General features: G+C 71.0%; 9 protein-coding genes. 5 read left to right on the forward strand and 4 right to left on the reverse strand.

Annotated features, from left to right (window positions below; genetic code table 11):
- The first annotated feature begins 152 nt into the window (after window positions 1-152).
- The 3 genes from D7W82_RS09590 (at window position 153) to D7W82_RS09600 (ending at window position 4,247) form a co-directional block, all read left to right on the forward strand.
- Window positions 153-1,055 (forward strand): hypothetical protein, encoded by a 903-nt coding sequence (locus tag D7W82_RS09590; protein WP_120618046.1) that lies wholly within the window; start codon window positions 153-155, stop codon window positions 1,053-1,055.
- 219 nt (window positions 1,056-1,274) lie between these two features.
- Window positions 1,275-2,123 carry a carboxypeptidase-like regulatory domain-containing protein gene (locus D7W82_RS09595; protein WP_120618047.1) on the forward strand — a complete coding sequence of 283 codons (849 nt, stop codon included), beginning with the start codon at window positions 1,275-1,277 and terminating at the stop codon, window positions 2,121-2,123.
- A gap of 150 nt (window positions 2,124-2,273) precedes the next feature.
- Window positions 2,274-4,247 (forward strand): cell wall metabolism sensor histidine kinase WalK, encoded by a 1,974-nt coding sequence (locus D7W82_RS09600; protein ID WP_147439275.1) that lies wholly within the window; start codon window positions 2,274-2,276, stop codon window positions 4,245-4,247.
- Here the strand turns inward: D7W82_RS09600 and D7W82_RS09605 are convergent.
- Window positions 4,244-5,290, reverse strand: a complete 1,047-nt coding sequence (locus D7W82_RS09605) for a PD40 domain-containing protein (protein ID WP_171423105.1) — start codon at window positions 5,288-5,290, stop codon at window positions 4,244-4,246. The genes D7W82_RS09600 and D7W82_RS09605 overlap by 4 nt on opposite strands.
- 76 nt (window positions 5,291-5,366) lie before the next feature.
- Window positions 5,367-6,974, reverse strand: a complete 1,608-nt coding sequence (locus D7W82_RS09610) for an N-acetylmuramoyl-L-alanine amidase (protein WP_120618050.1) — start codon at window positions 6,972-6,974, stop codon at window positions 5,367-5,369.
- Window positions 6,975-7,369: 395 nt separating this feature from the next.
- On the opposite strand from D7W82_RS09610, the gene D7W82_RS09615 reads away from it, so the two are divergent.
- Together D7W82_RS09615 and D7W82_RS09620 are read left to right on the forward strand one after the other, a co-directional pair.
- Window positions 7,370-8,107: a metallophosphoesterase gene (locus tag D7W82_RS09615; protein ID WP_120618051.1), complete on the forward strand. Its 738-nt coding sequence runs from the start codon at window positions 7,370-7,372 to the stop codon at window positions 8,105-8,107.
- 170 nt (window positions 8,108-8,277) lie between these two features.
- Window positions 8,278-8,859, forward strand: coding sequence for a DUF2378 family protein (locus tag D7W82_RS09620; protein ID WP_120618052.1), 582 nt, complete (start codon window positions 8,278-8,280; stop codon window positions 8,857-8,859).
- 4 nt (window positions 8,860-8,863) lie between these two features.
- Here D7W82_RS09620 and D7W82_RS09625 read toward each other — a convergent pair whose 3' ends face one another.
- Both D7W82_RS09625 and D7W82_RS09630 read right to left on the reverse strand, forming a co-directional pair.
- Window positions 8,864-9,880 (reverse strand): hypothetical protein, encoded by a 1,017-nt coding sequence (locus tag D7W82_RS09625; RefSeq protein ID WP_120618053.1) that lies wholly within the window; start codon window positions 9,878-9,880, stop codon window positions 8,864-8,866.
- Window positions 9,881-10,279: 399 nt separating this feature from the next.
- Window positions 10,280-12,127 (reverse strand): potassium transporter Kup, encoded by a 1,848-nt coding sequence (locus D7W82_RS09630; RefSeq protein ID WP_120618054.1) that lies wholly within the window; start codon window positions 12,125-12,127, stop codon window positions 10,280-10,282.
- Window positions 12,128-12,419: the final 292 nt, after the last annotated feature.

Below are 12,419 nucleotides of genomic sequence, written 5' to 3' on the forward strand. Positions count from 1 at the left end.
GGCCGCGACCCGGGTGTCATATCAGGCGGGCCCCTCGCCTTCCCGGCGGGCGGGCGTTCCAGGTGAATTTCCGGGGAGGCGGGCCGTCATGGGGGCAGAGGTTGCGAAGCGGGACGCTTTGAGGGTCCACTTCCGCGACAGGAGACTTCTTCATGAACCGCTTGCTCGCCCTGGTCGTCCCCGTGGCCCTGCTGATGGGGACGGGCTGTGTCGTCGAGGCCCACTCGCATCGCCCCGTCCGCCGCGTGGCCTACGTCGCCCCCGCGCCCGTGGTGGAGTACCGGTTCGCCGGCGCGCACCCCGTCCCCGACGACTACGGCGGCGGCTGGTGCCCCGAGGACTACGCCCACGTCCACGACTACCAGCCGCCCCAGGCGTCCTACGTCTACACGGACAACGTCTACTACTACCGGGGCCCGACGGTGGTCTGGTACTGGGACTACCACCCCACCCCCAGCGGCGCGTACTGCAACTTCCACGGTCGCCACCAGCACGACTTCTACCCGCAGGGCTCGTGGGGCGCGGGCTACTCCTACGACCGCGGCAGCCGGGGCTACCGCTGGAGCAACAGCCACTCGGCCTCCGCGGTCCCTGGCGGCCGCAACAACGTCGCCCCCTCGCGGCCCGCGCCCGCTCCGGCCCCCGTCAACCAGGGCCGCAACCCGCCCCCCGGCGGCACGGGCACCGGCGCCCGGCCTCCCAGCGGCTCCGGCTGGGGCCGCGGCAACAACGTCGCGCCCTCCACCAACTCGCGGGACAATGACCGGGACAACAGCCGCAATAGCGGCGGCTGGGACACCCCGGCCAGCAAGAGCCGCGACGACGACAAGGACAAGGACAACAACCGCGGCAACAGCGGCAACAGCAACAGCGGCCGGAGCAGCGGCGGCTGGAGCAGCCCTCCCGGTGGCAACAGCAGCGGCGGCAGCAGCAGTGGCCGGAGCAACAGCGGCAGCAGTGGCCGGAGCGGCGGCAGCAGCAGCGGCAGCAGCGGCGGCGGTTGGAACACCGGCAAGAGCTCCGGCTCCTCCGGCAGGAGCGGGTCGGGCTGGTAGCCGCTCCGCTTCCTCCTCCCTGGCGTGACCCGCGGCACCGGGCGACCGCCTTCCGTTTCCAGCGGAAGGCAGGCTCCCGGTGCCGACGTGTTTTCAACACCCGGAGGGCCCGGTGTCCGGTGCGTCCGGCCCGCGAGCGCGGCGGTGCGTCGTGAAGGGGACGAACGACACCGGGGGACGGATTGCGTGCCCCTGCCGCCGTGAAGATGTTGCCGCTCGATGAAACACTTCATTCGGGCGGCGGGTGGTGCCGTGCTCGGGCTGTTGGCGATGGCCTGTGGCGACGGCGGCTTCACACCGGACCCCGGCGTGCGGACCGAGGACGCCGAGGCGGTGGATCTGGAAAACCTTCGCATCCTCGTGACCGGCGAGGCACGCGTGTTCCCGGAGGCCGAGGGCGCGGCCGCGGCGCCGGCCTCTCTCACGGGGATGGCGCTCACCGTGGAGGAGCCGCTGCGCGTGGCCGTCAACGACGCGGCCGCCACCTTCGCCACCGGCGAGGTGTCCGAGGACGGCGCCTTCCGCATCACCGACGTGCCCGTGCGCGACGTGCACCAGGGGCTCGCGGTGGGCCTGGCGCACGACGGCCTCGTGCGCAGCACCACGCTCGTCTACGACACCGCCTTCACCGGCACCCGTCCGCGCACGGACATCATCGACGCGAACGCGTGGGCCCTCCCCATCGCGTTCGTGGATCAGCTGGGCGCCGCCGTGGGTGCGCCGCGCCTCCAGGGCCACACCGGGGACCCGGCGGCCACCCTGGCCTCGGCGGGCTTCGTGCTGGGGCGCGTGGTGGACCTGAACGGCCAGCCCGTGAGCGGCGCGCGCGTGGCGTTGAGCCGCGCCGAGCTGGCGGACCGCGTCTACTACCCGTCCGGTGACCTGACGTCCGTGGACACCACGGGTACCGCGGCCCACGGGCTCTTCCTCTTCGTGCACTCTGGCGCCGGGGTGGCCTCCTTCCAGCTGTCCGTGGACGGCACCGACACGTACGTGCCGCGCAACGTCGATGTGGGACCGGGGCTGGGCGTCGTCCTCACCGTGTATCCAGGCCGCTACGCACCGTGACCCAACCCTGGACAGGTCTGACATCCCCGCCTAGGACGGACATCCCCCCAACCCCGGCGTCCCATTGCCGGGGGGCCCCCTGACACGAGATGTTGTGGCAGGATGCAGGGCTGGCGTTCCGGGGGGACGCGGATGATGAGCGGCCAATCCATGCCACGAAGCACGGCGTTGGTCCGTGCCCTTGCGCGCAGCTCCGCGGTGGCCGCCGGCCTGGTGGGCCTCCTGGTGCTGGTGGGCTGGGCGTTGGATGTCATGGTCCTCAAGTCCATGGGCGCCGCGATCCCCGCCATGCGTCCCAGCGCCGCGTTGGGGTTGATGCTGGGTGGGGCCGCGCTGGGCCTGCGGCTGCCGGCCGCTCCCCGTCGCTTCCAGCACCGGCTGGGCACCGCGCTCGCATTGGCCACGGCCCTGCTGGGCGCGGCGAGCCTCGTGGATGGCGTCATCACCGGGGGCAACGGGGGCTTGGACGCGCTGTTCCTGCGCGTCTTTGGCGCGGACGGTGGCGCGTCGCCCGGCGTCCCGCCGTCGCCCCTGACGGCGCTGTGCCTGATGCTCCTGGGCCCGGCGCTGGCGCTGGTGGACCGGGGCCACCCGCAGCGGCTGTCGTGGTCGGACGCGCTGGTGGTGCTCGCGCTGATGGCGGCGCTGACGGGGCTCAACGGCTTCCTGCTGGGCCCGCTGGTGACGCCCGTCGCCGCTCCGTTCTTGCAGGAGCGCAGCATGGGGCTGCACACCACCTGCGTGCTGATGCTGCTGGCCATGGGCACGCTGTGCGCCCGGCCGGAGCTGGGGCTGATGGCGCGGCTCACCCGGGACACGCTGGGCGGCTTCGTGGCGCGGCGGCTGGTGCCGGTGACGCTGCTGGGGCCGCCGGTGCTGGGGCTGACGCTGGTGTTGATCCACCTGATTGGTGGGCTCAGCCACGACGCGAAGCTGCCCCTCTTCGCCACGGTGGTGGCCGCTGGCGGCGTCACGCTGGTGCTGCTGGCGGCGCGGGCGCTGGACGTCCTGGACACCGAACGCATGCGGGCCACGTCCGCGCTGGAGGCCTCCGAGGAGCGCTTCCGCACCTTCCTGGACACCGCGCCGGACCCCATGGTGGTGGTGGACGCCAGCGGCCGCGTGCGCTTCGCCAACGCGGAGGCGGAGCGCGTCTTCGGCTACCGCCGGGAGGCCCTGCTGGCGCGCGAGGTGGAGCTGCTCGTGCCGGAGGGGCTCCACGGCCCGGCCTCCGCCGGAGAGGGCCCGGAGCGCGCCAGGGGCGGGCGGCTGGTGTCCGGGCAGAGGCAGGACGGCACCAGCGTGCCGCTGGAGGTGCGGCTGAGCCCGCTGGAGGGCGAGGACGACGCCACGCGCATCGCCATCCTGCGTGACGTCACCGAGCGCCGGGACCTGGAGAAGCTGCGCGAGGAGTACGTGGGGCTCATCTCCCACGACCTGCGCAACCCGCTGAACACCATCAACCTGCGCGCCCACCTGCTCCAGCGCGCGCTGCATGAGCGGAAGCTGGAGCGCGAGGGCATCATGGCCCAGGCCATCATCCACAACGTGGAGTGGATGAGCACGATGATCGAGGAGCTGCTGGAGGGCTCGCGGCTGGAGTCCGGCCGGGTGAACCTGCGCCGCGAGGCGCGCGACCTGGGCCGCTTCCTGGAGGAGGTGTTGGAGCGCGACGTGCCGCCCGACGCGCGCGAGCGCTTCCGGTTGCACCTGGCGGATCCGCTGCCTCCGGTGCCCATGGACGCCGCGCGGCTGGAGCGCGTGGTGACCAACCTGCTGACCAACGCGCTCAAGTACAGCCCCACGGGGACGCCGGTGGACGTGCGGCTCTCCGCCGTGCACGACCAGGCCGTGGTGTCGGTGACCAACCAGGGCGCGGGCCTGTCCCCCCGGGACGCGGCGCGCCTGTTCGACAAGTACTACCGCACGGAGGACGGCCGCTCGGCGGACGGCAAGGGGCTGGGGCTGGGGCTCTACATCAGCCGGCTCATCGTGGAGGCCCACGGCGGCCACATCTGGGTGGAGAGCGAGCCAGACCGGGGCGTCACATTCTTCTTCAGCGTGCCCCTGGAAGCCCCCTCCGCCCCCACGGCGCCTGAACCGCTGCGCCAGCGGGCGGGCTAGCGCGGCACGAACCAGCGCGGCAGCCAGTCCGCGCCCTTCGCCGTGGTGAGCCGCGTCTGGCCGGTGCCGTCCGGGCGCATGAGGTACAGGTCGGTGTCGCCGTCGCGCTCGGAGACGAACACCAGCGCCTTGCCGTCCGGACTCCACGCAGGCATGTCGTCGCGGTGCTGTCCGTCCGTCAGCACCACCGGCGCGCCTCCCGCCACGTCCGCCACCCAGATGCGGCTCTTGCCATCCTGGAGCCGGGCCACGTACGCCACGCGCTTGCCGTCCGGGCTGAAGACCGCCTCGCGCTCGTCGCCCGCGAAGCCCGCTCCGGACAGGGCGCGCAGGTCCGAGCCGTCCGCGCGCACCAGGTACATGCGCTCCTTGCGCTCGCGGTTGCTCACGAACAGCAGCCACTGTCCGTCCGGGCTCCACTGCGGCGCCCGGTCCTCCATGTAGAACGTGGTGATGCGGCGGGGCTCACCCGTGCCGTCCGCGCGGAAGACGTAGACCTCCGGGTCCCCGTCCCCGCTGCACACGCACGCCACCTCCGCGCCGTCCGGGGATACCGCCGGCTCGAAGCAGCCCGCCCTCACTTGCGTCAGCCGCGTGTCCACCGCGTTCGCCTGGGGCAGCACGCGCACCACGTCGCTGAAGCCCTGCGCGTCGGACTCCGCGGCGAGCCACGTGCCGTCCGGCGCCCAGCTCGCGTTGCGCGCCCGGGGCCGGGGCGGATGCAGCGCCACCTGGCGGCCTCCCTCGAGCGGCTGCAGGCGCAGCTGCTGGAAGAGGCGCCCGTTCGCCTCGCCCGACGCAATCACCAGCAGCGTGCGGCCGTCCGGCGACGGCGGGCCGGGGTACTCGTCCTCCGGCGCGGAGGTGACCTGCGTCTCTTCTCCAGCGGGCGTCACCCGCCAGACGTCCTTCTGTCCCGCCCTTTCGGAGAGGAAGACGATGGTGCCCGGCAGGGCCCGCCGCTCCGCCTCCGACAACGCGCCGGGCGCCGGGACCGCGGCAGCGCCGCCGCAGCGGCCCTGACAGCCCATGGCGCCCAGCATGGCGAGCACGGCACACCACCGCCGTGCCCGCGAGGGCCCGGAACGCTTCCGCTGTTCAAGGCCCTCGTGCCTCACGTCAGCGCACCCGGACGGCGTCGGCCATGACCACGTAGCCCGGGGTCGTCCAGCGGCTCAGCTGCACCTTGTTCCAGCCGGCGCTGAAGCTGTACGTGCCCAGCTGCACCCACTTGCCGCCGTTGGTCTGCTGGTTGACGGACACGCGGCCCACCTCGGAGCCCGCCGCGTTGTAGGCGATGAACGGCGCCGTGGTGGAGCGGTTCGTGCCCGCCACCCACCAGGCGTCGATGGTGCGCGTCTGCGCGGTGGGCAGGTAGAACTCGAACGTGGCCGGCGCGGAGATGGCCTCCGTGGCCGCGTAGTAGTAGCCGCTGCCGTAGTAGCCGGCGCTGTAGCCGTCCGTCCACGCGCCCGTCAGCGAGAAGCGCGCCTTGGAGGCGTCGTTGTTCGCGCTGTTGCTGTCGATGATGATGTCACCGGACGGCGTGGTCGTGCCGCAGTAGCTGTTCACCTTGCTCAGGTACGTGGACCACGGCCAGTTGGGGCCCGGGTCCGTGCGCGTCGCGGGCTGCAGCTTGCCGTGCGCCACGATGTGGTAGCTGTCCTTGATGATGGCGTTGTCGCGCGCGATGTCGCAGGACAGCTTCGCGGACGCGTCAATCTGCCCGGCCGGGAAGGACGACTGGCTGGCGTAGCCGCCGTGCTCGATGCCGATGGTGAAGTGGTTGGACTGCACGCCGTTGAGCCAGCACTCCTTGCTGCTGTTGAGCGAGCAGTCGTACGTCGCGCCGATGTGGTAGGCCCGGTGCGCCTCGCGCACCAGCTGGGAGATTTCGGAGCCGCTCTCGTTCACCACGTAGTGCGCGCTCACGCCCGCGGCGCTGTTGGTGAGCCAGCTCCAGCACGAGCTGTAGGAGCCCTCACAGGTGTGGATGATGATCATCGACGGCTTGTGCGTGCGGGTCGTGCTGTAGTTGCCCGACGGCGCCTGCCGCCAGATGGACGACGCGTAGTCCGGGCCCGCCGCCATGGCGCGCACCTGGGGACGCTCGAACTTCGCCTCCACCTTCACGGGCTCCAGCGACACGACCACCGAGCCGTCCTGGTTGAGCGCCACCGCGCCCTCGTTCATCACCGCGTACACGGAGCGGTGCACGTGCTCCGCCTGCGCCTCCGGTTGGGTGATGCCGCTCAGAGCGGCCACCGCCGGCGCCCACGCGGCCAGGTCCCCGCGCTCCACGTTCGCGTCCGTGGCCAGCTGGGACAGCCGCGCCGCGCCCGCGCGCAGGTTGGACAGCGCGTCCGTGCGCGCCGCCTCCGCCGTCACGCCCGCCAGCGCCGCGCCCTGCTCCAGGTCCTCACCGCGCAGCGCCATCAGGCCGAACGCCGGCTGCTGGCCCGGGAACTCCGCCTCGCCCCGCACCATCTGCCAGCGCGTCTCCGCGTAGGAGACCGCCTTGAGCAGCTCCGCCGGGACGTTGAACTCCTGGGCGGCCTGCGCGAACAGCGGGTCCAGCTCACGCGGCAGCGTGCTGCCCGCCGTGTCCGGGGAGGGCTGCGACGGCGTCTCGGCCGGAGGGGCTTCGGTGGGCTGCGCCTGGGGACCGCACGCGGAAAGCACCAGGGCGACGGCCGCCGCCGCGAAGGGATTGCGGAAGGTTGACATGAGGGGACTCCAAAGTCGGGGGAGGAACTCCACGCCTCCTCAGCACCGTGCGTGCCAGCCGCCTTCATCCCTTCACCTTCGTCCAGTTTTCTTCCGCGACCGGTGCATGCATGCTCCACCCGCACCCGGCGCGCGGCATTCCTCGTGATTTTAAACACCTGAAATCACGGAATTACCTACATCCCTGGACCCGTTGTTTCACGCGGAGTCCGCCATGGAGCATGGGCGCCGCACTGCCGTGTTTCAGGACATCCATGACGTAACGTTTTGTTACACCATTTCTTGTATCAATCACTATTTGAACCCTTGGCGGACGGTGGCGGAAGGCCGTCCGGGCGCGCGCCGCGCTGGAAGGGCCGACATGGGGCCAGGGCATCCGCTATGACGCCAGCATCATGCGGCTCTTCGGTATTGGCGACACGCACCTGCCCTCCACCCGGCAGAAGGACATGCACCGCTTTGGCTGGACGGACCACCCGCTGCCCCTGCAGCGCGCGTGGGACGAACGGGTGCGGCCGGAGGACGCGGTCATCGTCGCGGGCGACATCTCCTGGGCCACCCGCGCCCACGAGGTGATGGAGGACCTGGCGTGGCTGGACGCGCGGCCGGGGCGCAAGGTGCTGGTGCGCGGCAACCACGACTACTGGTGGGGCGACTCCGCGTCCAAGCTGCGCAAATTGCTGGAGCCGTTCCGCACGCTGGAGGGCTTCCTCCACAACAACGCGGTGGTGCTGGGGCCCTGGGTCATCGCCGGCACGCGGCTGTGGACCGCGCCGGAAGCGCCGCCCATGCCCGGCGGGGAGATGGGCGACGAGCAGGGGGACTCCGGCTACGTGGAGCGTGAGACGCGGCGGCTCAACACGTCGCTGGAGGACGCGCTCAAGAAGGAGGCGGCCTCCCCCACGCCGCTCACCCGCATCGTCGCGGTGCACTTCCCGCCCGTGTACGCGAACGAGCGGGCCACCGCCTTCAGCGCCCCCATCGAAGCGTTCGCCCCCAAGGTCTGCGTGTACGGCCACCTGCACTCGAGCGGCATCCCCGCGGGCTTCACCGGCGAACGGGCGGGCGTGCGCTACGTGCTCGCGTCCTGCGACGCGGCCGGCTTCGCGCCGGTGCTGCTGGACGAGCGCTGACGCCCTCCCCGGCCGGGAGCGAAAAGACCCTCTGGACCTGCCGCGTTGGCCCGGGCACCGGACATGGGAGGTCGGGCCGGGTGCGACGCCCGGTGAAGCGCTTTGTCGACAGGTGAAACAGGGCCGTTAAGCTGGCCCCGGGTTCGCCCGTGAACCAAGGAGTGGAAGTCATGCCGTCGGACAAGGCCGAACTCGCCTCCCGGATCGCCATCCTCCAGCCGGGGGACTCCATCCGTGGACTCATCTTCAAGTCCGTCTTCGGCCTGGTGCAGCAGCACGCGGGCGCCATCGGGATGGAGAAGCTGCGCGTGGGGGAGCTGAACCACGACTACGCGGAGCTGCGCTCGTACCCGGCGCGGGAGTTCCTCACGCTGCTGTACAGCGCGGCGGACGTGCTGGAGGGCGCGCTCGGCGCCCAGGACGCGGTGTTCCACGCGTGCGGCGAGGTGAGCATCACCCGCTACTCCACCGGGCCGGGGATGCTGGTGTTCGGCATCATCTCCCGGGGTGACCCCCAGAAGCTCTTCGCGGGCGCGCAGATGGCGTACAGCGCGGCGGTGTCCTACGGCAACCGCGAGTACCTCACGACGGGCCCCAAGTCCGGCACCCTGCGCATGCGCCGGGACATGATGCCGCCCGCGTACCACGTGGGCATCCTCACCGGCTCGCTCAAGGTGCTGGGACTGACGGGCAAGGCCACCGCGAAGCCGCAGGGCATCGACCGCGTGGACTACGACATCGAGTGGGCCTGAAGTTTCAATCCACGCGGGTGTAGGTCACGTCCAGCTGCGCCACCACGCGCTCGCCCACGGACGCCCAGCAGGCGAAGGTGTGGTCCGCGCCGCGCACGCGGGTGCGGTGCGCGCCGAACACCACCGTCTGGCCCGCGTAGGCCAGGCTGTCCGCGGACAGCTTCACGTCCTTGGCCACGAAGCGGGCGCCAGGGGCGCGCTCCAGCGCGCGGCCCAGCGTGGTCGCCATGCGCGTCATGCCGCCCGCGACGACGGCCACCGGCATCACCGGGTGCATGGCGAAGTGGCCCTTGCACAGCTCCGGGGTGACGACGAGCGACGAGCGCATGATGTCGCCCTCCATGCGGAAGTCCTGGAGGTCCAGCGGCTTGCTGTACGGGTTCTGCCGCAGCTTCGCCCACTCCTCCGGGGTGCGCTGCACGGTGTCCGCGGGGCGCGGCTCGCGGCGCATCTCCTGGCGCGCCTCGCCGAACAGGCGGGTGAAGGCGGCGGCGGACAGCACGTTGTAGTCCACCTCCAGCTTGAACAGCGGCGTGCCGTCCGACGAGGACAGGAGCGTGCGCGCCGTGCAGGTGCGCTTGCCGGTGTACTCCGCCTGCGCCAGCGCCCAGAGCATGTCCGTGGCGCGCTCCTGCGCGGTGGGCACCAGCCACTGACCGCGCGCCGCGCTGGCCAGGTAGAAGTGCTGCCCGTCCTTGGGCGCCACCAGCGCCGAAGCGCACGAGCCCAGGATGGCCAGGTGCCGGCCCGCCTCGCCCAGGCCCAGCGGCATCGCCTCCGCGTCCGGCGCCATCTGCACCGGCACGCGCGCCACCACCTCGCCCGGCAGCACCGTCACGTCCTTCAGCGCGAAGTACGGGTCCCGCACGCAGATGCGCGGGTACAGCTCCTGCGCGCTCAGCACCGTGTACGGCGCCGCCTCCGACAGGGGCATCCGGGGCTCGGCCATCCACGACATGACGGACTTCACCGCGGAGACAGCCGGGGACGACACGGGGGCGGGGGCGATGGCCTGGAGCATGGAAGGGCTGACCTCGTTTCAGACGCCGGGTGCCGGGGGACACCTGGCCGCAGGGTAACCAAGTTCTATTGCGCTGGGACAGTAGTTTTCTCTGCCCCGCGAAAAGATTCTCGATTCATCGACGAAAGTGTTGCTGCCCTGCCGTATTTTTCTATCTGAACAGGAAAAATCAGGTGGGGGCGCTGCAATTTGAAGCAGGCAAGCCCCTGCGTAAAGGGCCGTCTAGCAACCTCTGGCTGACACCCATGGGTCAGAACGACCCCTCCCTCGGGAACCCTGTCCGTGTGTTTTCAGGGGGTTACGTGACGGAATAAACCTCAAGCCCCGTAAAACACGTGCAGCACCGCCCGAGTAGCTTTTCTACTCCCGGGGTGAAGTCCCCGTGCGGCACGGTCCGGATTACAGCTCCACCTGACTTCCCAGCTCCACCACGCGGTTGGGCGGAATCCGGAAGTAGGCGGTGGCGCTGCGGGCGTTGCGGCTCATCCAGGTGAAGAGGGCTTCACGCCAGACGGCCATCCCGGGCTTCTTGGTGGGGATGAGGGTTTCCCGGCCCAGGAAGAAGCTGGTGCCCATCAGCTGGAACTGGAGGCCCTTCTCCCGGCAGCGCTTGAGGATGTCCGGGATGCTGGGGTTCTCCATGAAGCCGTAGCGGGCCACGACGCGCACGAAGCCCTGCTCCAGGGGCTCCACCTCCACGCGCTCCTGGGCCACCACGTGGGGAATCTCCTCCGGGATGATGGTGAGGAGCACCACCTGCTCATGGAGGATCTTGTTGTGCTTCAGGTTGTGCAGGAGCGCGGGCGGGGTGCCCTCCGGGTTGCCCGTCATGAAGATGGCGGTGCCGGGCACGCGCAGGGGCGGGTGGTCCCCGAAGCTGCCCAACAGGTCCTTGAGGCCCAGGCTGGCCGCGCGCAGCTTGCCGGCGAGGATGTCCCGGCCGCGCTTCCAGGTGGTCATCAGCGTGAAGATGCAGACGGCGAGCAGCAGCGGGAACCAGCCGCCGTCGGGGATCTTCGCCACGTTGGCGCCGAAGAAGGCCAGGTCCACCAGCATGAAGAGGCTGACGACGGGCAGGGCCACGGCGCGGCGGACGCCCCAGCGCTCGCGGGCCACCACGTAGGCCAGCAGGGTGGTGATGCCCATGGTCGTCGTCACCGCGATGCCGTACGCGGCCGCCAGCCGGCTGGAGGAGCCGAAGCCCAGCACCAGCGCGATGACGCCCACCAGCAGCGCGCCGTTGATGCCGGGCAGGTAGATCTGCCCCATCTCCTCCGCGGACGTGTGCACCACCTCCATGCGCGGGCAGTAGCCCAGCTGCATGGCCTGCCGGGTGGTGGAGAAGGAGCCGGAGATGAGGGCCTGGGACGCGATGACCGCCGCGGCGGTGGACAGGGCGACCAGCGGATACAGGGCCCATTCCGGGGCCAGGAGGAAGAAGGGGTTTCGGGCGGCCTCCGCGTGGCGCAGCAGGAGCGCGCCCTGGCCCAGGTAGTTGAGCACCAGGGACGGCAGCACCAGCCCGAACCAGGCCCGCCGGATGGGCTTCGCGCCGAAGTGGCCCATGTCCGCGTAGAGCGCCTCGCCGCCGGTCACCACCAGGATGACGGCGCCCAGCACCAGGAAGCCGTGCCACCCGTTGTCCATGAAGAACTGCACGGCGTGCACGGGCGACAGCGACCAGAGCACCGCGGGGTTGTGCAACAGCTCCTTCACGCCCAGCACCGCCAGCACCAGGAACCACACGGTCATCAGGGGGCCGAACACCGAGCCGATGCCCGCCGTGCCCTTGCGCTGCACCATGAACAGCAGCAGCAGGATGACGAGCGAGATGGGAATCACGTACGGCTGGAAGACGGGGGTGGCCACGCTCAGGCCCTCCACCGCGCTCATCACGGAGATGGCCGGGGTGATGACGCCGTCTCCATAGATGAGCGCCGCGCCGAAGAGGCCCAGCGTGATGAGCACGGGCCGCGCGCGGTGGGACTGGCCCCGGGGCCGGTGCATGGCCAGCGCCATCAGCGCGAGGATGCCGCCCTCGCCCCGGTTGTCCGCGCGCATCACGAAGATGATGTACTTCACCGACACGACGATGATGAGCGACCACACGATGAGCGACAGCACGCCCAGGACGTTGGCCGGCGTGGGCGTGACGCCGTGCGCTCCGGTGAAGCACTCGCGCAGCGCGTAGAGCGGACTGGTTCCAATGTCTCCGTAGACGATGCCCAGCGCGCTCAGGGCGAGCATCGCGATGCGTTTGGGAGAATCCGGCCCCTCCGAAGGGGCGGCCGGTGATTCCGAGGGTGCGTTCACGGCCCCCGCTTTAGCCGAACCCCGGCCCGGAGCAACCGAAGCCGTGACGCTCCTTTGGTTTCCAACGGCTCCGGGTGCGTCCATGTGCGCGCCTGGCGCCCTGCCCTCGGGGGTGCCGGGCCCTGGGGCGAGGCGGGTGCTCGCCACCAACGCTTCCGGTGGGTGGGTGTCGAGCATCCGCAGAAGTCAGGGATGGCGGGACCTGGGACGCAGAGCGCCGCGAGCG

The organism is Corallococcus sp. CA049B, assembly GCF_003611685.1.
In the GTDB taxonomy this organism is placed as follows: Bacteria; Myxococcota; Myxococcia; order Myxococcales; family Myxococcaceae; genus Corallococcus; species Corallococcus coralloides.